Source organism: Devosia sp. Micro-HW1, assembly GCF_056341075.1.
In genome coordinates this window covers 3443669-3464470 of the sequence record NZ_CP094375.1, presented here as the reverse complement: position 1 = coordinate 3464470, position 20802 = coordinate 3443669, and the positions used below count along the sequence as shown (strand labels likewise).

The 20802-nt window shown below is 62.9% G+C and carries 19 protein-coding genes; 6 read left to right on the top strand and 13 right to left on the bottom strand.

Annotation, left to right across the window (positions count from 1 at the left end; genetic code table 11):
- Positions 1-18: 18 nt before the first annotated feature.
- The 10 genes from MQW79_RS16675 to MQW79_RS16630 form a co-directional block, all read right to left on the bottom strand.
- On the bottom strand, positions 19-600 hold the full coding sequence (locus tag MQW79_RS16675) for a UPF0149 family protein (protein WP_476585585.1): 582 nt from the start codon (positions 598-600) through the stop codon (positions 19-21).
- Positions 601-645: 45 nt separating this feature from the next.
- The gene (locus MQW79_RS16670; RefSeq protein ID WP_476585584.1) at positions 646-1959 is read right to left on the bottom strand and encodes a GH1 family beta-glucosidase; all 1314 of its coding nucleotides are present in this window, start codon (positions 1957-1959) and stop codon (positions 646-648) included.
- A gap of 113 nt (positions 1960-2072) precedes the next feature.
- On the bottom strand, positions 2073-2288 hold the full coding sequence (locus tag MQW79_RS16665) for a type II toxin-antitoxin system PrlF family antitoxin (RefSeq protein ID WP_476585583.1): 216 nt from the start codon (positions 2286-2288) through the stop codon (positions 2073-2075).
- Positions 2289-2321: 33 nt separating this feature from the next.
- Positions 2322-3380 carry an Mrp/NBP35 family ATP-binding protein gene (locus MQW79_RS16660; protein WP_476585582.1) on the bottom strand — a complete coding sequence of 353 codons (1059 nt, stop codon included), beginning with the start codon at positions 3378-3380 and terminating at the stop codon, positions 2322-2324.
- A 149-nt stretch (positions 3381-3529) separates the two neighbouring features.
- Positions 3530-4183 carry a fructose-6-phosphate aldolase gene (gene fsa / locus MQW79_RS16655; protein ID WP_476585581.1) on the bottom strand — a complete coding sequence of 218 codons (654 nt, stop codon included), beginning with the start codon at positions 4181-4183 and terminating at the stop codon, positions 3530-3532.
- 80 nt (positions 4184-4263) lie between these two features.
- The gene (locus MQW79_RS16650; protein WP_476585580.1) at positions 4264-5448 is read right to left on the bottom strand and encodes an amino acid aminotransferase; all 1185 of its coding nucleotides are present in this window, start codon (positions 5446-5448) and stop codon (positions 4264-4266) included.
- A gap of 78 nt (positions 5449-5526) precedes the next feature.
- A complete protein-coding gene (locus MQW79_RS16645) occupies positions 5527-6450 on the bottom strand; it encodes an electron transfer flavoprotein subunit alpha/FixB family protein (RefSeq protein ID WP_476585579.1) in 924 nt (307 codons plus the stop codon).
- Positions 6450-7208, bottom strand: a complete 759-nt coding sequence (locus MQW79_RS16640; protein WP_476585578.1) for an electron transfer flavoprotein subunit beta/FixA family protein — start codon at positions 7206-7208, stop codon at positions 6450-6452. Before MQW79_RS16640 ends, MQW79_RS16645 begins: the two co-directional genes overlap by 1 nt.
- A gap of 219 nt (positions 7209-7427) precedes the next feature.
- Positions 7428-8390: a Tim44 domain-containing protein gene (locus MQW79_RS16635; RefSeq protein ID WP_476585577.1), complete on the bottom strand. Its 963-nt coding sequence runs from the start codon at positions 8388-8390 to the stop codon at positions 7428-7430.
- A gap of 95 nt (positions 8391-8485) precedes the next feature.
- Positions 8486-9073: a DUF6969 family protein gene (locus MQW79_RS16630; protein ID WP_476585576.1), complete on the bottom strand. Its 588-nt coding sequence runs from the start codon at positions 9071-9073 to the stop codon at positions 8486-8488.
- Positions 9074-9259: 186 nt separating this feature from the next.
- Here MQW79_RS16630 and MQW79_RS16625 point away from each other — a divergent pair, with 186 nt between their 5' ends.
- Together MQW79_RS16625 and MQW79_RS16620 are read left to right on the top strand one after the other, a co-directional pair.
- Complete coding sequence (locus tag MQW79_RS16625; RefSeq protein ID WP_476585575.1) at positions 9260-10426, top strand: M20 aminoacylase family protein; 1167 nt, start codon at positions 9260-9262, stop codon at positions 10424-10426.
- Positions 10427-10630: 204 nt separating this feature from the next.
- Positions 10631-11692 carry an AbrB family transcriptional regulator gene (locus tag MQW79_RS16620; RefSeq protein WP_476585574.1) on the top strand — a complete coding sequence of 354 codons (1062 nt, stop codon included), beginning with the start codon at positions 10631-10633 and terminating at the stop codon, positions 11690-11692.
- Between the two features lie 61 nt (positions 11693-11753).
- On the opposite strand, the gene MQW79_RS16615 is transcribed toward MQW79_RS16620, so the two are convergent.
- Positions 11754-13388 (bottom strand): alpha-glucosidase family protein, encoded by a 1635-nt coding sequence (locus MQW79_RS16615; RefSeq protein ID WP_476585573.1) that lies wholly within the window; start codon positions 13386-13388, stop codon positions 11754-11756.
- Positions 13389-13588: 200 nt separating this feature from the next.
- Here MQW79_RS16615 and MQW79_RS16610 point away from each other — a divergent pair, with 200 nt between their 5' ends.
- A complete protein-coding gene (locus MQW79_RS16610; protein WP_476585572.1) occupies positions 13589-13927 on the top strand; it encodes a cupin domain-containing protein in 339 nt (112 codons plus the stop codon).
- Between the two features lie 178 nt (positions 13928-14105).
- On the opposite strand, the gene MQW79_RS16605 is transcribed toward MQW79_RS16610, so the two are convergent.
- Positions 14106-15035 (bottom strand): 2-hydroxyacid dehydrogenase, encoded by a 930-nt coding sequence (locus tag MQW79_RS16605; protein ID WP_476585571.1) that lies wholly within the window; start codon positions 15033-15035, stop codon positions 14106-14108.
- A 303-nt stretch (positions 15036-15338) separates the two neighbouring features.
- Between MQW79_RS16605 and MQW79_RS16600 the strand changes: the two genes are divergently transcribed.
- The gene (locus MQW79_RS16600) at positions 15339-16763 is read left to right on the top strand and encodes a circularly permuted type 2 ATP-grasp protein (RefSeq protein ID WP_476585570.1); all 1425 of its coding nucleotides are present in this window, start codon (positions 15339-15341) and stop codon (positions 16761-16763) included.
- Positions 16764-17139: 376 nt separating this feature from the next.
- Positions 17140-18084 carry an alpha-E domain-containing protein gene (locus MQW79_RS16595; RefSeq protein ID WP_476585569.1) on the top strand — a complete coding sequence of 315 codons (945 nt, stop codon included), beginning with the start codon at positions 17140-17142 and terminating at the stop codon, positions 18082-18084.
- Positions 18085-18156: 72 nt separating this feature from the next.
- On the opposite strand, the gene MQW79_RS16590 is transcribed toward MQW79_RS16595, so the two are convergent.
- Positions 18157-19092: an AEC family transporter gene (locus MQW79_RS16590; RefSeq protein WP_476585568.1), complete on the bottom strand. Its 936-nt coding sequence runs from the start codon at positions 19090-19092 to the stop codon at positions 18157-18159.
- A gap of 161 nt (positions 19093-19253) precedes the next feature.
- On the opposite strand from MQW79_RS16590, the gene glpD reads away from it, so the two are divergent.
- A complete protein-coding gene (gene glpD, locus MQW79_RS16585; RefSeq protein WP_476585567.1) occupies positions 19254-20735 on the top strand; it encodes a glycerol-3-phosphate dehydrogenase in 1482 nt (493 codons plus the stop codon).
- The last annotated feature ends 67 nt before the right edge of the window (positions 20736-20802 follow it).

Genomic DNA, 20802 nt, shown 5'->3' with positions numbered 1-20802 from the left:
AATTTTGCTGGAAGCGCTCTAGTCCTGGCGATGCAGCCTATAGAGCAGCACCGCGACCTGAGCCAGGATTTCCGGCATGGCGGCAACGGCCGCGTCATATTGCGCCCAATCCTCGTCGCTGGCGGTATCGTCGGGATGATTTGACGGATCGGACAGCATCAGGCCGGTCGCGAGGCCCATAGCTGCCTCGCCGCGGGGGTCATCGCCGGTATCGCGCAGCAATTCGTCCCAGGCATCGAACCGCAGCAGCATCCCCTCCTGGAAGCCGGAGACCCAGGCCTGCCAGATGATTTCGTCGGTATCGTCATCTACCTCATAGAGCGGGCCATATTCGCCATCCGCCAGTTCCCGGACGATGTCGGTGAGGCGCGCATCGACCAGCGCTTCCAGTTCCTCATAACCGGGCTTGATCACACCGCGCTCGTCCGCGGCCCAGTCGAAGGGCCAGTATTCCGCCTTGGCAACCGGGGTCGGGCTTACTGCAATGGCGCAGAGGAAGCCGTCGAGTTCAGTGAGCAACATGGCTTCGTCGCCACCATCGGCCAGGACGTCATCAAGGCGCAGCAGGGATTCTGGCAGTTCGCTGAATTCTGAGGTCATGGCAGGTCGGGCTCCGTGGTCACGAAAACCCGACCTTACACCCGATCAGCGGCTGTTATGCAACAGGCCCTGGAAGGCACGGAAGCTGGCCTTGGGCGTCCGCTTCTGGGTCTTGTAGTCGACATGCACCAGACCAAAACGCTTGTTGTAGCCTTCGGCCCATTCGTAATTGTCGAGCAGCGACCAAGCGAAATACCCGCGGACATCAGCACCCGCGGCCTTGGCGGCGAGCACGGCCTTGAGGTGATCTTCGTAATATTTCACGCGGCGCGGGTCGTCATCGCCTTCGACCTCGGCCATGCCATTCTCGGTCACGAAAATCGGCTTCCTGGTGTATTCGTTGGAGACGCGCACCAGGAGGTCCGACAGTCCCTTGGGGTAGATTTCCCAGCCAATATCGGTGCGTTCGAGATCGCCCTTGACCTGCTCGACCGGACGGCCGGGCTCGCTCGCTGCCTTGTAGAGGCCGCGGGTGTAGTAGTTGATGCCCAGCCAGTCGAGCGGACGGGACACCACGTCCATGTCGGCCTGATAGTTGGCCGGCAGGTAGGGTTCGAGCCACTTGGTGAGCACTTCGGGATATTCGCCCTTGAAGACGCCGCCCAGATACCAGCGATTGAACAGCGCATCGCCGAAATCGCAGGCCTGCTTGTCGGCATCGCTATCGGTGGCCGGCTCGGACTTTTCGAGATTGAGCACGATGCCAAGATTCTTCGCGCCATTGGCGCGCAGGGCATCGATGGCCGTGCCATGGGCGAAGAGCACGTGGTGCATGGCTCGGGCAGCGGCGCGCAGGTCGCGATAGCCTGGCGCATGGATGCCGAGGAAATGGCTGAGGAAGGCGACGCACCAGGGTTCGTTGATGGTGGCGGTCGCTTCAAGACGGTCGCCGAACTTGTTGGCGACGAGGGTCGCATAGTCGGCGAACCAGCTGGCGATGTCGCGGTTCATCCAGCCGCCGCGATCCTGCAGGGTCGACGGCAGGTCCCAGTGATAGAGCGTGGCATAGGGCTTGATGCCGCGCTCGAGCATGCCGTCGATCAGACGATCATAGAAGTCCACGCCCGCCTGGTTGACGGCGCCAGTGCCCTCGGGGATGAGGCGTGGCCAGGCGAAGGAGAAGCGATAGGCATCGAAGCCGCCGTCGCGGATCAGGTCAAGATCCTGCGGCCAGAGCTCGTAGTGATTGCAGGCATCGATACCGGTATCGCCATTGTGGACATTGCCCGGCGTGGCCGAAAACGTGTCCCAGATGCACGAGCCGCGGCCATCGCCCTGCCCGCCTTCGATCTGATAGGCGGCGGTGGCGACGCCGAAGGTAAAGTCGGAACCGAAGTCCCGGCGATCAAATGAGAACATGTCCCCTCCAAGTGGCCTTAAGGCTCAATGGGGAAGGCGGATAACAAGGCCGGAAATGTTATGCAATCGATTTCAGCAATCGATTTAAATGGTGTACGTGCGTCAAAGGCTTCTCACAGATGCGCGTATGCACGCCGATCTGCGTCGCTGTCCCACTCAACAAACACACCAAGAGTGTCCTCATGAGGCCCTGGCGACTGTCGCGTAAGAACTGCACGACCATCTTCGATTGCATAGGCGAGCGTGTCGCCCTGGCGCAGGTGCAGCGCATTTCGGACAGCAAGAGGAATCGTTGTCTTTCCCATCTTGTTCAGCTTGCTCGTAGTCATATTGAGACCTCCTGCTCTCGGTGGGGGTTCCAATCACGCCAAGGTGGCTATCAGCTTTCGCGCAATCAGCCGATATGCAGCGGCCTCCTGCCCATCCGGCGCCAGTGCAACAGGCGGAGTACCTGCATCTGACCCTTCGCGGATCGACATGACCAGGGGAATGGGGCCGAGGAAGGCAATATCGAGCCGTTCCGCTGCCTTCTCAGCGCCGCCGCTACCAAAGATGTCGTAACGGTGGCCGGTATCGGGAGCGATGAAATAGCTCATGTTTTCGACCAGCCCGAGCACGGGCACGGACATGCGGCGGAGCATGTCGATGGCCTTTTGCGCGTCGATCAGGGCGAGGTCCTGTGGGGTGGAAACGATGACCACGCCGTCTACAACTGTCTGCTGGAAGAGGGCGATGTGAATGTCGCCGGTGCCGGGCGGCAGATCAATGATGAGCACGTCGAGCCCACCCCAATCGGTCTCGCGCAGCAACTGGCGGAGGCCTGACGTGGCCATGGGGCCGCGCCAGACTACGGCCTGGCCGGGCACGAGCATGGAGCCGATGGACATGGCTCTAAGGCCGAAGGCCTCGTGCGGCGTGAAGATGCCGTCGTCGCGGATGGCCGGACGACCCTCGATGCCGAGCAGTTTGGGAACGGAGGGGCCGTAGAGGTCGGCGTCGAGGATGCCGACCTTCAAACCCTCGGCCGCCAGCGACAGGGCGATGTTTACGGCGGTGGTGGACTTGCCCACTCCGCCCTTGCCCGAGCCGACGGCGATGATGCGCTTGACGCCATTGACGCGGGACTTGCCTTGCGGCTGGGCGCCGCCATGGCCGAATTTTGGACTGTTGGACTTTTCGGCGGTCAGCGAGACCATGACTTTGCGGGCACCACCAAGCGCCTGGGCGCGCTTCTGGGCGTCCTCACGAGCCGGACCGAAGGCGGCCTCCATACCGGGGGCGACGGCGATGGCGAAGGCGATGGCGCCGGGCGTGACGATGATTTCGGAGAGCCCGCCATAAGTCGCCAGATCGCCACCGCCGGGAATTTCCACATCGGCGAGGGCAGTTTTTATCTGGGCGGCGAGATCTGTGTCGGCCATGCGGCATGTTGAGCGCCGGAAGCGCAACAACTCCAATGTCATGCCGGCGCAGGCCGGCATCCATCCTGAGTTCTATCCCCGCGGGCGCATCTCAGGATGGACCCCGGCCTGCGCCGGGGTGACATCGCGTTTGCGGGAACTGTCGAGAGCTAGAGAATGCTCTGGCCGGTGCCGGCCCAATCCTTGAGGAAGCCTTCAATACCCTTGTCGGTCAGCGGGTGCTGGGCCAGCTTCTTGATCACGTCGGGCGGAATGGTCGCCACGTCGGCACCGGCCAGCGCGGCCTGAGTGACGTGATTGGCCGAACGGATCGAGGCGGCCAGGATCTGGGTTTCGAACTGGTAGTTGTCGTAGATCTGGCGGATGTTCTCGATCAGCTCCATGCCATCGAGATTGATGTCATCGAGGCGGCCGATGAAGGGCGAGATATAGGTCGCGCCGGCCTTGGCGGCCAGCAGGGCCTGATTGGCCGAGAAGCACAGGGTAACGTTGGTCGGAATACCCTTGTCCTTGAAGTACTTGGTTGCCTTCAGGCCATTGAGCGTCAGCGGCAGCTTGATGACGACGTTCTTGGCGATCTTGGAGAGCAGCTCACCCTCGGCGACCATGCCGTCGTATTCGAGGCTGGCGACTTCGGCGGAAACCGGATCAGGCGTGATGCCGCAGATTTCCTTGATGACTTCCTTGAAGTCACGGCCGGACTTGGCAATCAGCGACGGGTTGGTGGTGACGCCATTGATGAGCCCGGCATCGTTGAGCTCCTTGATGGCGGCGGTATCTGCAGTGTCGACGAAGAACTTCATCGTTCCCTCCTAAAACTCTAATTTTGTCTGGCGTTTACACCAGATGTAGCCATGGCGGCGCGCTGCCGCAAGGCGTCGGATCAGCGGATGGCGCCCAAAAACGCGTCCGCCAGATCACCCACGCGATCTTCCGGAATGCCGGCGACATTGATGCGGCTATCCCCGGTCATATAGACCCCGTTTTCGGCCTTAAGATGTTCCACGGCATCGTTGCTGAGCCCGAGCAGCGAAAACATGCCGCGGTGATCGGCGACGAAATCGAAATCGGTGGAATTGGACCGCTCACGGATCGCGTCGGCAAGCTTTTTGCGCAGCGAGATCATACGGTTACGCATTTCCGCCAGTTCCGTCTCCCATTCGGCGCGCAGGGCGGCGTCCTCGAGGATGGTGCGGATAATCTCGGCACCGTGATCGGGGGGCTGCGAATAGGCGCCGCGGATGATATTGAGCAGCTGCGAATTGGTGACCTCGGCTTCCTCGCCATTGCGGGCGACGAGGATGGCGGCGCCGACGCGCTCGCGATAGAGGCCGAAATTCTTCGAGCCCGAAAAGGCGATCAGCGCTTCGGGAACCGAGGCCAGAATCTTGCGGGTGCCGTAGGCGTCCGGTTCGATGCCATCGCCAAAGCCGAGATAGGCGAGGTCGATGAAGGGGAGCGCGCCGGTGCGTGCAAGCGAGGCGGCGACCTGGTCCCACTGGGCGTTCGAGAGGTTGGCGCCGGTGGGGTTGTGGCAGCAGCCATGCAGGAGCACGACGTCGCCCGCGCCCAGTTTATCAAGCGCGGCAAGCATTTGCGCGAACTTTACGCCACGCGTTTCAGCGTCGAAATAGGGGTAGGTCGCGACTTTGAGGCCGGAATTTATGGCGATCGGGTTGTGGTTGGCCCAGGTTGGATCGGAGACATAGACCGTCGCGCCAGGACGGGCACGGTTGATGAGCTGCATCAGCACCCAGAGCGAACCGGTCCCGCCCGGAGCCTGGGCGATGCGGACGCGGGCGCGGTCGATGGTATCGGCCAAGACCAGGTCGAGCACGGCATTGCCGAAGCCCTTGTTGCCGGCGATGCCGAGGTAAGTCTTTGTTTTCTCGTTCGAAAGAATGCGCTCTTCGGCCTTGCGCACCGAAGTCATGACCGGGGTCACGCCCTTCTCATCCTTGTAGACACCGACGCCGAGGTCGATCTTGGTGGAACGGGGGTCGGCCGCATACTCGCCCATGAGCGCAAGAATCTTGTCGCCAGGGGCCTTGGTGAGGGTTTCGAACATTTTCGGGAGGTCCGGTGGGAAGGCGCCGTCTTTATAGGACGGCAGGGGATTTTTGCAATTGAAAGAAGGGACGTGGCCTCAGCGTTTGAGGCCCAGTTTTTCCAGCTCTGTTGTCAATTGCGGAACGATTTCAAAGAGATCGCCGATGATTGCGACATCTGCGATCTTGACGATGGGCGCCTCGGGATCGGAATTGATGGCAATGATCTTCTTGGCGCCCTGAATGCCGGCGAGGTGCTGGAGAGCACCGGAAATGCCGATGGCAATATAGAGGTCGGGGGCGATGATCTTGCCGGTCTGGCCCACCTGCCAGTCATTGGGGGCATAGCCGGCATCGACCGCAGCGCGGGTCGCGCCAACCGCAGCACCCAAGGTTTTCCCAAGCTTTTCAATCAGCTGGAAGCCATCCGCAGAGCCGACCGACACACCGCCACCAACGACGATCTGTGCCGTAGCAAGATCGGGAACATCGCTTTCAGTGCGATGGGTGGCGATGAGGCGGGCAGCAGATTGTGCTGGCGTTTCAATCACTTCGACCGGGGCGGCATTGCCCGGGGCGGCGGGACGGAAAGCCGAGGCGCGGAAGGTCAGGACGTGCCTTGCCTGAGAATCCGTAACAGTTTCAAGGGCATTGCCGGCATAGATGGGCCGGACGAAACGGTTCGGCCCCTCGATGGCGACGATGTCGGTCACCGGCTGGATGTCGAGCTTGGCCGCAAGACGCGGCATGACATCCTTGCCAAGAGTGGAGGCCGCTGAAGCGACAATTTGATAACGGACTGCTAGCGCGAGCAGTAGCCTGGTGACGGAATCGGCCAGCAGATTGCCATCGGCCACGAGCACTTTGGTGACGCCAGCGATCGCGGCCGCGGAATCGGCAGCCGAACGCGGGCCGACGACCAGCACATCGACCGGCCCCAGTTGCGACGCAGCGGCGACGACGCGGGCGGTGGCGGGCGAGAGGATGCCGTTGTCGACTTCGGCGAGAACCAGGACGCTCATCAAATCGCCTCCATCGCGTTGACGTCGGCCGCAATGACGGCGACCAGTTCGGACACCGAGCCGACTGTTTTGCCCGCGACGCGCTCGGGCGGTGGGGATACTTTTTCGACGGTCAGGCGCGGGGAGAGGTCGACGCCGAATTCGGATGCCGGGCGGACGGCCAGCGGCTTGGATCGGGCCTTCATGACCATGGGGAGCGCGGCATTGCGCGGGGTGTTGAGGCGGAGGTCGGCGGTGACGATGGCTGGGAGCGGAAGGGAGACGGTTTCGCGGCCGTAATCGACCTCCCGGACAACTTCGAGCTCAGCGCCGGCGAGATTGATCTCGGAAGCGAAGGTGGCCTGCGGGCGATCGGTCAGCGCGGCCAGCATCTGGCCGACATGGTTGCTGTCATCGTCGACGGCCTGCTTGCCGAGAAGGACCAGGTCCGGCTTTTCCTCTTCGACCACCTTGGCCAGGAGCTTGGCAATGGCGAGGGTTTCGAGGGCGGCATCGGTCTCGATCAGGATGCCGCGATGGGCGCCGATGGCGAGAGCAGTGAGGATGACGTCATTGCTGGCCTTGGGGCCAATGGAAACAACCACGATCTCGCTGGCCTGCCCCGCTTCCGCCAGCTGCACGGCGGCTTCCACCGCGTGCTTGCAGAAGGGGTTCATCGACATGCGCACGCCATTGGTCTCGACGCCGGTGCCATCGGGACGGACCCGGATGCGGACGTTGTGATCGACCACGCGCTTGACCGCGACGAGGATTTTCATGAGCAGCTCCGTCAGGTTGGCGCTTCAATGGCAAAAAGGGCCGGAACGGGCAAGGCGAGAAGAGGGTATTTTGGTCTAGTTCGGGACGATATGTTGGAATGGTGTGGCATTCAGCGTGAGCCGCACCCCCACCCTCAATCCCTCCCCACAAGGGGGAGGGAGGCGATGAACACCGGCGACCCAGTCCTTTGCATCCCCCCTTGCGGGGAGGGTGAGTATCTACGCTTCCTGAATGGCCGACAGGCGCCAGTCGCTGTCGCCGCGATTGCGGACAAAAGTCCAGATCTCGGTGGACTGGCCGGGATTTTCTGCGTCGCCTTCCACCACGGCGCCGGTCTGGCGATTGACCATGTAGTCAACGGCCGAATAGCGCATGGCGACGGTGGCGTATTCAACCTGACCCTCGCGCCAGCTTTCGGCGAGATCACCCTGGAGCAGGGTGACGTCGGAGACCTGGTTCTTGACGCCATTGGTGGCGTTGGTCGCCAGTTCCTCGGAGAGGTAGCCCATGACTTCGGGCGTGGTCAGGGTGCGGAGAGCCGCATAATTCTCGCTGGCGAAGGCCGCCTGAACGCGGGTGAGCATGGACTCGAACTTTTCGAGATCCTCCATGCCGATACCGAGCTGGTTGCGGTCGGCCGGACGCGCGGGGGATGGGCGAGCGGTGCCGGCACTGCCAAACATGCCACTGAAATCCGGCTTGTGGCTGGACGGGCGCTCATAGGCGGCCATATCGGGGCCGCCGGCTGGGGCCGGACGCGGACGGAAGAGGCGCAGGGCCAGCCAGATAATGCCGCCGATGATGGCGATCTGCGCCAGCAGGGCGAAGACGCCGCCAATGCCGCCAAAACCGCCACCGAGCAGCAGGCCGAAGAGGCCGCCGATGAAGAGGCCGCGCATCAGCGAACCTCCAAAGCCATTCATGAAGCCACCCCGCGGCTGGGTGGCCTGAGCCGACGGCGACGGCGCGGTCTGCTGCTGGTTCGGCGTCATGGTGCGCTGGATCGGCGCGGCCGGGGCCGGGGCCGTCTGGGTGGGCGCAGGGCTGTTGAAGGTGTTCATGCCGCGGCTGCCGAAGCTGCCGCCCTTGCGGGCCTCGGCATCGCCGACGGACACGAAGGAGAATGCGACGATGAGGCAGGCCATGAGACTGGTGAAACGGAAGCCGCGAGAGGCGAACATTGAAAGGACCCGATTGAACTTTATCGGGACCGATATAGGGAGCCCTGGCCCCGCCGTGTAGATGGCAGCGGCGGAATTGGCTGCGACCGATGCGCCTAGCCTGACACGGACGGCCGAAATTCGGAGGTGACTTCCAGCGTACGATCCTCAAGGGTCTGCGCAAGATCACCCGATGCATGGGCCGCGAGCACTGAATCGCGCTGGCGGATCAGGTCGGCGATCTCGGCTTCGTAGCGTACGAAAATGGCGGTGAGCCAGCGGTTGACGAGATAGGATGGCCGCGCCATCTGCATGTCGAATTTTTCGAGCAGCGGCACAGTGGCAGCGGCATCGAGCCAGTCATCCCCAACCACCCAGTGATTGACGGTGAAGATGCGCAGCAGTTTCCCCTGCGGCGTGACCCCAATGGCAGCGAGGTGATGCACGGGCCCTTCTCGCCCTTCGGGGCGGACGAAGCAGTGGAAATGGCCGTGCTCCTCTTCATCGCCTGCGGGAGCATGGCAGTGATAGTACCATTGCGCGCCGCTATCGGGGTCGAAGACATCGCCCTCGGGATAATGGGACCAGGCGGAGACGTCGGGGGCGTCGCGCAGGGTTTCGAGCAGTATTGTGGTTCCGCTCTTGGCGAGGACGGCTTCGCAGAAGGCAATCTCCTGATCAGCGCGGTCGGTGGCTTCGCTCATGATATGCCTTTCCTGCCGGAGGACCGTTCTGGGCTAGCGCAGCGACGGGGGCGAAGCAAGGGCACGTGCTGGGATGGTGGGACCGCGTGCGGCCCTTCCAGCATGGCTGCCGTGGCTCCATTGCCTTGACGCGGGCGCCGGGGGCGGAGACATTGCCGCTTTCTTGTTCCTGCTTCGGTCCTCTATATGCCTGTTCTCAACCGCGTCGCCGAATTCCAGCCCGAAATCGCAGCCTGGCGGCGCGATTTCCACGCGCATCCCGAAGTGCTGTTCGATGTGCACCGGACGGCGGGCATCGTGGCGGACAAGCTGCGGGAATTCGGCTGCGACGAAGTGGTCAGCGGCATCGGACGCACCGGGGTCGTCGGTATCATCAAGGGCCGCGGTACCAGCACGCGCCGGATCGGTCTTCGAGCCGACATGGACGCCCTGCCGATGACCGAGAAGACCGGCCTGCCGCATGCCTCGACCACTGATGGCAAGATGCATGCCTGCGGCCATGACGGACACACGGCCATGCTGCTGGGTGCGGCGAAATACCTGGCCGAGACGCGCAATTTCGACGGCGAGGTGGCGCTGATCTTCCAGCCCGCCGAGGAAGGCGGCGGCGGCGGCCGCGTCATGCTCGAGGACGGGCTGTTCGAAAAATTCGACGTGGCCGAAGTCTATGGCATGCACAACTGGCCCGGCATGCCTGTGGGCACATTCGGTATCCGCGCCGGCGGCATCATGGCGGCCACGGATCGCTTCTATATCGACATTACCGGCAAGGGCGGCCATGCGGCGCGCCCGCAGCAGACGATCGACCCGATCATCGTCGCCGCGCAGATGGTGACGGCGCTGCAGACCATCGTCTCGCGCAATCTCGACCCGCTCTCCAGCGCCGTATTGAGCGTGACCATGGTGGAGGCCGGCGAGGCCGACAATGTGATCTCGCGCACCGCCAAGATCACCGGCACGGTGCGCACGCTGGATGGCGACGTGCAGGATTTCATCGAGGCACGACTGGCGGAATTCGTTCCCGCCTTTGCCCTCAGCTTCGGGGCCGAGGCGAGCGTGCGCTATGCACGGGGCTATCCGGTGACCGTCAATGCCGAGGACCAGACCCGCTTTGCGGCGGACGTGGCGCGCGATGTGGTGGGCGCCGCCAATGTCGATGACGACACGGCCCCCTCCATGGGCGGGGAAGACTTTTCCTTCCTGCTCAACCAGCGGCCAGGCGCCTATATCTTCATCGGCAATGGCGACAGCACCGAGCTCCATACCGATACTTATGATTTCAACGACGAAGCCATTCCCGTCGGCGTGAGCTATTGGGTGCGGCTGGTGGAGAAGGCACTTCCTTTGGGGTAAGGCCGCAGGCCCCCTCACCCGGCCTTCGGCCGACCTCTCCCCCAGAGGGAGAGGTGCCGCTGCGCGGCCTTCCTTCTTCACCTCGCCCTTGGGGGAGAGGTCGGATTGCGCAGCAATCCGGGTGAGGGGGCCTTGAGCCATGCCACATTGATCCTTCCCATCAACCTTTCGCCCGGGCGATGCATGGGGTAAGGCTCTGGCATAATGCCTGCCCTGTTCTCCCGATCCGATATTTTGCCCGTTGCGCTGACCCTCTGCATTGCTGCCGTGGGCGGGGGACTTGCCACACTGATCGGCCTGCCGGCCGGGTGGCTGATGGGTGGGGCGCTGGCGGTGACCATTGCGGCCATGCTGGGCGCGCCGGTGAAAATGCCGGACGGACTGCGCAATGTGGCCTTCGTGCTGATCGGCATGTCGATGGGCGCGAGTGTTGCGCCCGATAGCCTGACACTTCTCGCCAGCTGGCCAATATCGCTGGCGGCGCTGGCGCTGGAACTGGTGATCATCGTTGCCACCACCGGCTGGATGCTGACCAAGGTGTTCAAGCTCGATGCCGGCACGGCCTATCTCAGCTCGTTTCCTGGGCATTTGAGCTTTGTCATGGGCATTGCGGCAACGGGCGTGGGCAATTCGCGGCAGATCGTCATCATCCAGGTCATTCGCATATTGATGCTCACCATTGCCGTGCCCATCGGCTCGGTCTTCCTGCCCATCGACCATTTTGCTCCACCGGTGGTAAGCGACGTCCTGAGCCCGCTGCAGCTGGTGCTGCTGGCGGCAGGCTGCGTGGCGGCCGGGCTCGTCTTCATCAAGCTCAAGGTGCCTGCCGGCATGGTGCTGGGGGCCATGGCCGCAGCGACCGCCGCCAAGCTGGGCGGGCTCTATACCGAGGCCATGCCGGCCCCGCTGGTGGTGGGCACATTCATCCTGACCGGGGCGCTGATCGGTTCGCGCTTCGTGGGCATCACCCGAACGGAATTCATGGCAGCGGCCAAGGGCGGTCTGATTGCCACGGCCATGACGGTGAGCATTGTCACGGTCATGGCCTTGGTCGTGGCGCAGCTGGTGGACATGCCGTTTGGGCAGATCTGGCTGGGCCTGTCGCCGGGGGCCCTAGAGGGCATGGGCGCGCTGGGCATTGCGCTGGGCTATGACACGGCATTCATCGCCGCGCATCACGTCATCCGGCTGCTGATGCTGAGTTTTGCGATCCCGGCGGTGGTGGTGCTGATCCGATGGTCGGAGCGGCGGGTGGGCCTTCAATAAGGCCCCCTCACTCGGCCGACCCCTCCCCCAAGGGAGAGGTGGCACGGACCGCGTTGAAAATTCAGAGCGCCTTGAAGCTGACCTTGCCCTCGCCGGCCGGGGCGGGAAGGATGGCGAAGCCGTTGGGGCCGAGCTTGAGCGACGAGCCTTCGAGCTCGGCATTGTTGCTGACCGGTTCGAGCGCCAGTTCCACCTTTGACAACTTGACCGTCAGCGGGGAGCCCGAGAGGTTGAAGACGCAGATCAGGTCCTTGTTGCCGGCGGAGCGGCGATAGGCCAGCACGGGTTCGGATGTGTTGAAGAACGTAATGTCGCCGGTCACCAGCTGCGGGTGGCTTTTGCGCCAGGCGAGGATCGCCCGGTAATAGTTGAGCGTGGAATTGGGATCGGCATTCTGCTGGTCGACGCTCAGCGCGGTGTGGGCCGGCTTGACCGGCAGCCAGGGCTTGCCGGTCGTGAAGCCGGCATGGGCGAGATCGTGCTGCCAGGGCATGGGCGTGCGGCAGCCATCGCGGCCCTTGTCGCCCGGCCAGAAGCGGATGCCGCGCGGATCGGTCAGTTCCTCATAGAGAATATCGGCTTCGGGCAGACCCAGTTCCTCGCCCTGATAGAGGCCGACCGAGCCCTTGAGCGTGAGGCCAAGGGCCGCCGACTGGCGCGCCAGATCGGCGGGGGTGACGCTATGGGGCGCCCAGCGGGTCATGGGGCGGATGACGTCGTGATTGGAAAAACTCCAGCAGGGCCAGCCCGTCTCGCCACCGGAAAAGAAGGCTTCCACCTTGGAGCGGAAGTGTTTGGCGGTGAATCTGGGCCCAAGAAAATCGAAGGAATAGCACATGTGGAGCAAGGACTTGCCCGACGTATAGGCCTTCATCAGCTCCAGGCCGCGCTCGTCATCGCCCACTTCGCCAACGCTGGTGGCGCCGGGATACTTGTCGAGCATCTTGCGCACGCGCCTGAGCCAGCCGACATTTTCGGGCTGGCTCTTGGAATATTTGTGGCTCTGCATGTCATAAGGGTTGGTGGCCGGCAGGCCCTTCAATGACTTGAGCGGCGGGTTGGACCGGAGCTGCGCGTCGTGGAAGTAGTAGTTGACGGTATCGAGGCGGAAGCCATCGAGGCCGCGATCGAGCCAGAAGCGCATGACCTCTAGCACCGCATCCTGCACCGCAGGATTGTGAAAGTTGAGATCGGGCTGGGAGGTGAGGAAGTTGTGGAGGTAATACTGCTTGCGGGCAGTGTGCCATTCCCATGCCGAGCCACCAAAGACCGAGAGCCAGTTATTGGGCGGGGAACCATCGGGCCTGGCATCGGCCCAGACATACCAGTCGGCCTTGGCATTATCGCGGGAAAAGCTGGATTCGCCGAACCAGGGGTGCTGGTCGGAGGTGTGGGACACGACCTGATCCATGATGACCTTGAGGCCCAGTGCATGAGCCTTTTCGATCAGCTGGTCGAAATCCTGCAGCGAACCGAAGAGCGGATCGACGGCCATGTAGTCGGAAACGTCATAGCCCATATCGGCCTGGGGCGACCTGGTCAGCGGCGAGAGCCAGATGCAATCGACGCCAAGGCTGGCAATGTGATCGAGCCGGTCGATAATGCCGGGCAGATCGCCGACCCCATCGCCATTGCTGTCCTGAAACGAGCGGGGATAGACCTGATAGATCACTCCGCCACGCCACCATTCGGTCATTCAATACGCTCCAAGATCGGTCCAAATCACCGCGAGGCTAGCGGGTTCAGACCTTGGTGTTAATGGGGACTTTGTGCGTGGAAGCTATGTCGGGGCATAGCAAAGTGCAGCTGCCCGGGTCGAGCCCGAGGGTGACTATCACGAGGTACTGTCGAAACGCGGCGCCCCTAATCGTCGCATTGGCAATGAGGAGAAAAGACATGGCCCATATCCTGCGCGCCACTGACCGGCCGCCGAGCAAAAGCCGGACTATCCGTTTCGAGGGCGAGGCCTATGGCACGCCGATCTCGTTCTTTGCCGTGGACAATGAGCCGGGCCAGGGGCCTGGGCTGCATACCCATCCCTATGCCGAGACCTGGGTGGTGCGGCGGGGCCGCGCCGAAGTGGTGATCGGCGACGAGCGGTTCGAAGTGGGGCCGGGCGACATTGCGGTGGCACCGGCCAACACGCCGCACAAGTTCACTAATCTGGGGCCGGAGCGGCTCGATATCGTGTGCATTCATGCGGCGGGTGTGATGGAGCAGGTGGATCTGGAGTAGCGTTTAGCTGGTGATGTTCATCGTCACCACCCGGCTTGACCGGGTGGTCCAAACAGGCTGGATGGATTGCCGGGCCAAGCCCGGCAATGACGAAGGGTGGCGGGGCTCGTGCAGGGCCCCCTCACCGACTCGGCTTCGCCGAGCCACCTCTCCCTGATGGGGAGAGGAATAGAGGGGCCTACACCACCGCTGAAATCAGCGGCTCGCCGGCAAAATGCTTTTCGAGGTTGGCGACCAGCAGGGCGCCCATGGCGTCGCGGGTCTGGTGGGTGGCGCTGCCCTGGTGGGGGGAGAGGACGACATTGTCGAGGGCGAAGAGCGCCTCGGGAACCTGAGGTTCCTTCTCGAAGACGTCGAGCGCTGCGCCGCCGAGGCCGCCGTTGAGCAAAAGTTCGACCATGGCCTGTTCATCGATCAGGGTGCCGCGGGCGACATTGACGATGCGGCCTTCGGGGCCGAGGGCTTCGAGCACTTTTCGCGACACAATGCCTTCCGTGCCCTTGCCGCCGGGGGCGATGACGACGAGCCAGTCGCTGTCGCGGGCCATGTCTTCGAGCTTGTCGTAGTAGATATAGGGCGAGGCCGGCTGCTGGTGGCGGCCGTGATAGACGACGCGCATCTTCATGGCCTGGGCGCGGGTGGCGATTTCCTTGCCGATGCGGCCCAGGCCGAGAATGCCGACGGTCTTGCCGGTCAACTCGGAAAAAAGGCCGAAATTGCCATTGGACCATTTGCCCTGGCGCACGAACTGGTCGGACTGGGGGATGCGGCGGGCCAGCGAAATCATCAGGCCGATGGTGAGTTCAGCGACGGCATCATTGAGCACGTCGGGCGTATTGGTGACGCGGATGTTGCGGGCCTTGGCGGCGCCCACGTCGATATTGTCGTAACCGACCCCGAAGCTGGCGATGATTTCGAGATTGGGGAGCCTGTCCATGAGATCGGCCTGCACGCCGGAGCCGGCATGGGCGCGGATGCGCGCGCCGTTTTCCCTGAGCCAAGCGTCCTTGTCGGTCTGCTCGTGCAGCTTGTGCACGGTATAGCGCGTGGCCAGCGCCGCTTCGCAGGAGGCGAGAAGGGGATGGGTCTGAAGGATTTCGATGGTCATGGGAGTGCAGTTTCCTCGTCTGCGGGACCAGAGGCATTTACCGCCGCCTCCGCCTCGTCACCACCGGGTGGTCCAGTGGATGGCCCAGCATCGCATGGATTGCCCGGTCAAGCCGGGCAATGACCAAGTATGGTGAGGACCACTTGTTTGATTGCGCGCGAAGCTTAGCGAACGAGGCGCGATGTGCAAGCCAGACCTGCATCAAAAAGCGGCAGGGGTCGGTTTTGAGTGTCTGGACGGCAGATTTCAAATGTGTAGCAATGGCATGGCGATGGGAACGCCGTATCACTCGAGCGGAGAAGCATGGGCGACAAGACGCCGTTTGATGAAATGTACAATCCGGACGGGTCCGTTCGCGAACCTTACCGCGCGCTGGCCGGCTGGCTCAGCGAGCAGCCGGACAAGGCCCTGGCGCTGATGCAGGCGGATGCGGAAGCGATTTTCCGCAAGCTGGGCATCACCTTTGCCGTCTATGGATCGGAAGAAGGCGCCGAGAAGGTCATTCCCTTCGACGTCATTCCGCGGATCATCGCCGCCAATGAATGGCGCAGGCTCTCCAAAGGGATCGAGCAGCGCGTCAGGGCGCTCAATGCCTTTCTGCATGACGTCTATCACGACCAGGAAATTCTCAAGGCCGGGCGGGTGCCGGAAAAGCTGATCCTCAAGAATGCGGCCTTCTGCCCGCAGATGATGGGGATCAATCCGGCAAAAAATGTCTATGCCCATATCATCGGCGTCGACATTGTCCGCGTCGGGCCCGACGATTTCTACGTGCTGGAAGACAATCTGCGCACGCCGAGCGGGGTCAGCTACATGCTGGAAGACCGCGAAGCGATGATGCTGCTGGCGCCGGACCTGTTCCACCGCAGCAAGGTGGCGCCGGTGGAGACCTATCCCGAAAACCTGCGGCGGACCCTGGAAAGCGTGGCGCCGGACGGGTTCAAGGGCAGCAACCCCAATATAGCGGTGCTGACGCCGGGGATCTACAACTCGGCCTATTTCGAACACTCGTTCCTCGCCGACCAGATGGGCGCGCAGCTCTGCGAGGGACCCGACCTCTTCGTCGAGGACGGCAAGGTCTATATGCGGACCACTGTCGGCCCCAAACAGGTGGACGTGATCTACCGCAGGATCGACGACGAATATCTCGACCCTCTGACTTTCCGCCCCGACAGCATGCTGGGTGTGCCGGGCCTTTTCGACGCCTATCGCGCCGGCAATGTGACCCTGGTCAATGCGCCCGGTACCGGGATTGCCGATGACAAGGCCGTCTATACCTATGTGCCTGATATCATCGAATTCTATCTCGGCGAAAAGGCGCTGCTGGCCAATGTGCCGACCTATAACTGCACCGACGAGGACCAGCGCGCCTGGGTGCTCGAGAACATCGCGGACCTGGTGGTCAAGGAAGTGCATGGCTCGGGCGGCTACGGCATGATGGTCGGGCCCACGGCCACCAAGACGCAGCACGAGGAATTCAAGCAGAAAATCATGGCGCGGCCGGACAATTACATCGTCCAGCCGACGCTCGATCTGTCGACCTGTCCCACGCATATCGACGGCGACGTGGCACCGCGACATGTCGATCTGAGGCCCTATGTGCTGGTGGGCGACGAGGTGCGGATCACCCCGGGTGGGCTGACGCGCGTGGCGCTGAAGAAGGGCTCGCTGGTGGTGAACTCGTCGCAGGGCGGCGGCACCAAGGATACGTGGGTGCTGGAAGATTGATGATTTCGTTTTTCGTTCAGCCCGCTTCCGGGCACCGCGCACGTGGCTTCACCCCACCCTCATTCCCTCCCCCTCGAGGGGAGGAATGCAATGGACAGGAACGCCACTGCTCATCGCCTCCCTCCCCCTTGTGGGGAGGGAATGAGGATGGGAATGTCGAGGTCTCGGCAGGCTCCGGCTCAGGTCGAAAGGCCGACACCCCCACCCTAGTTTCGCCAGGCCTTCGGCCAAGCTCCACTACCCTCCCCTCAGGGGGGAGGGTGAAGGGGACTGCGTGCGCGGGATTGTCGTGCCATTCGAGCATAGCTCTCATGGCCTTCTCGCCTCAAAACGCTCCACTGGAGCGTTTTGCCCTCCGGGAGGGCTCGAAGTGAGAATGCTCGGACGCACCGCACAGAACCTGTTCTGGCTTTCCCGCTATGTCGAGCGGGCCGAGAACATGGCCCGCCTGCTCGATGTCGGCTATCGCATGTCGCTCACCAGCCACCGCGAAGGCGGGGCGAGCGAACACCTGATGTCGATGATGCAGGCCGCCGAAGTCGATGAAGGTTTTACCGCCAAATATGACGTGGCCGATGTCGACACAGTCGCCCATTACATGATGTTCGACCCGGACAATCCCAGCTCGGTCTATTCGTGCCTGCAGGCCGCCCGTACCAATGCCCGCTCGGTTCGCACCGCCATCACCAGCGACATGTGGCAGAGCATGAACGGGGCCTGGCTCGAATATGCGCAGATCAAGCCGCGGGACGTGCGCGGCGCCAAACTCCTGGGCCTCCTGCAATGGGTCAAGCAGCGCAGCCACGAATTTCGCGGCGCCCTGCTCGGCACGATCCTGCGCGATGATGGCTTCAACTTCCTGCAGGCGGGCAATTTCGTCGAGCGGGCGGACAATACGGCGCGCATCCTCGACATGAAATATTACGTGCTGCTGCCGCAGGCGACGCAGGTGGGTGGCGATCTCGATATCCAGCAATGGACGCTGATCCTGCGCGCAGCATCGGCGCACCGGGCCTATCGGCATGTCTATCACGAAAGCTACAAGGCCAAGAACGTTGCCGATTTCCTGATCCTGCGGCCAGAAATGCCGCGGAGCCTGGTCTATTGCGCCAGCTTCGTGCAGCAGAATCTCGATAATCTGGCCAAGCTCTATGGCCGCCAGGAAAAGTGCCACGAGGCAGCGGCGAACCTGATGGCCATGGTGGAAGGGACCAGCATGGACGAAATATTCGCGCGGGGCCTGCACGAATTCCTCGAGGACTTCATCGCCCGCAACAACCACGTCACCGACACGCTTTCGGAGAGCTACAACTTTTTCTGATCGGGCATGTCCAAGGCCCCCTCACCCGGCCCTTCAGGCCGCCTCTTCCCCAAGGGAGAGGTGCGCTTCGCGCTAAAGGCTGAGCACGAACAGCCAGCCGGAAATCGTCACCGCCGAGAGCACCGTGGAGATCAGGATCGTGTTGGCGGCGACGCTGACGCCGCGATCGTAGAAGGTGGCAAAGACATAGATGTTGATGCCCGCCGGCATGGACGACAGCAGGATACCGTAGCGGGCAATATCCATGGGCACATGGAAGACCCAGATCATCAGCGCATAGGCGATGGCCGGGTGGATGACGAGTTTTATCAGCGAGGCGACCAGCGCCTGTTTCCAGTTGTCTGAGAGCTTGAACTCGTTGAGCGCGCCCCCGATGCCGAACAGGGCGGCGGGGACCACCGCCTGGCCCAGCATGGAAAAGAAGGCGGCGACCGGCTCGGCCAGGGTAATGCCCGACAGCGAGAGGGCAATGCCTCCCAGAATGCCCCAGATCAGCGGATTGGAGCCGACGCGCTTGATGGCGAGGACCAGGGTGCGGCCCAGAGGCTGGCCGTCGCGGCGGGTCAGTTCCATGGTGACCATGCCCAGGGTGAGAAGGATGGCCCCATGCAGGCCGATGATGGAGAGCGTCACCGGCAGCGCGCCGTCGCCATAGGCGCGGGACATGATCGGCAGGCCGACCAGCACGGTATTGGTGAAGGTGCCGGCAAAGCCCACCGAAACGCTTTCGCCGGGACGGTTGGCAAAGATCCTGCGCGCCACGACGATGCCGATGGCAAAGCAGGCGAAGGCGCCCAGGTAGAAGGGCGCGATGATGCCGATATTGAAGGCGGAGCGGAAATCGCTGCTGCCGATGGAATAGAATAGAAGGCAGGGCGTCGCGAAATTGTTGACGAAGGCGATCAGCGCCTTCACCCCCTCGGCCGGATAGAGACGATAGCGCACAGCCAGATAGCCCAGCGCGATGAGCGCGAAGATGGGCGCGATAACGGCAAGAATGGAGAGCATCGGCCAGCGATCCGGGCCAGGAGAAGGGATGATGCAGCCCTAGACCTCATCGCGCGGGAGGTCAATCACGATCTTGTATGGTAGAACAAACGAAACAAATATCCTCCACAAACGAAAGGCAATGGCGTATAAACGAACCATACTGACAACGGGGTGGCGGGATGCTGGACATTTTCGTGATTGGTGGCGGCATCAACGGCGCGAGCGTGGCGCGCGACGCGGTGGGACGCGGCTATTCGGTGGCGCTGGCGGAAATGAACGACCTGGCCTCGGGCACCAGTTCGGCCGCGACCAAGCTGATCCATGGCGGACTGCGCTATCTCGAACATTACGAATTCCGGCTGGTGCATGAGGCCCTGGCCGAGCGCGAAGTGCTCTGGGCGGCGGCGCCGCATATCATCTGGCCGCTGCGTTTCGTGCTGCCGCACCACAAGGGCTTGCGGCCCGCCGCCGTATTGCGGGCCGGGCTGGCACTTTATGACTATATGGGCGGGCGCCGTCTCTTGCCGCCGACCAAGACGCTCGACCTCAAGCATGACGAGGCGGGCAAGCCGCTGAAGCCGGGCTATGGCCTCGCCTTCGAATATTCGGACTGCTGGGTCAATGACGCGCGCTTCGTGGTGCTCAATGCCCGCGACGCCGCCGATCGCGGCGCCAATGTGCATGTGCGCACCAAGGTGGTTTCGGCCCGGCGCGAGGATGGTGGCTGGACGGTCGACCTCGATGGCGAGGGCGGCCGGCAGAGCGTGCGGGCAAAGATGCTGGTCAATGCATCCGGGCCATGGGTGGACCAGGTGATCGGCGACACGCTGGGCAAGACCGGCGCGCACAATGTGCGGCTGGTCCAGGGCAGCCATATCGTGGTGAGAAAGCTCTACGACCACGACCGCTGCTATTTCTTCCAGAACAGCGACGGCCGCATCTTCTTTGCCATTCCCTATGAGGGCGAGTTCACCCTGATCGGCACCACCGACCGGGATTATCATGGCGACCCCAAGGACGTGAAAATCACGCCCGAGGAGACCGATTATCTGCTCAAGGCGGCGAACGAGTATTTCGCCCGGCAGGTGGGCCGCGATGACATCGTCTGGTCCTATTCGGGCGTGCGGCCGCTCTACGACGACGGCGCCAGCGCCGCGCAGGAAGCGACGCGCGACTATGTGCTCAAGGTCGATGACGACGCGACCACGGGCGCCGTGGTCAATGTGTTCGGCGGCAAGCTCACCACGTCGCGGCGACTGGCGGAATCGGTGCTCGAAAAAATCGAGGACGTGCTGGGCAAGAAGGGGCCTGCCTGGACCAAGGGCAGCACCCTGCCCGGCGGCGATTTCGGACCCAAGAGCTTTGACGCGGAAGTGCGCCGGCTGGGCCTCGACTATCCAGGCTTGCCGCCGAGTCTGCTCAGGCGGCTGATGCGGCTCTATGGCACCCGGGCACGCATGGTTCTGGGCGACGCAAAAGGCGTGGACGCGCTGGGACAGAATTTCGGCGCGGATTTGTATGCGGCCGAAGTCGTGTATCTTGCCGAGCACGAATGGGCGCGGACGGCACAGGATGTGCTGTGGCGGCGCACCAAGCTGGGGCTGAAGGTCGGCGCGGAGGATGTGGCGCGGCTGGAGGCGTTCTTGCGTGCGCGGAAGTAGGCATCGTCACACCGGCTGACAGCCCCGGTTGATGGTCTCGCCGTCACCACCGGGCTTGTCCCGGTGG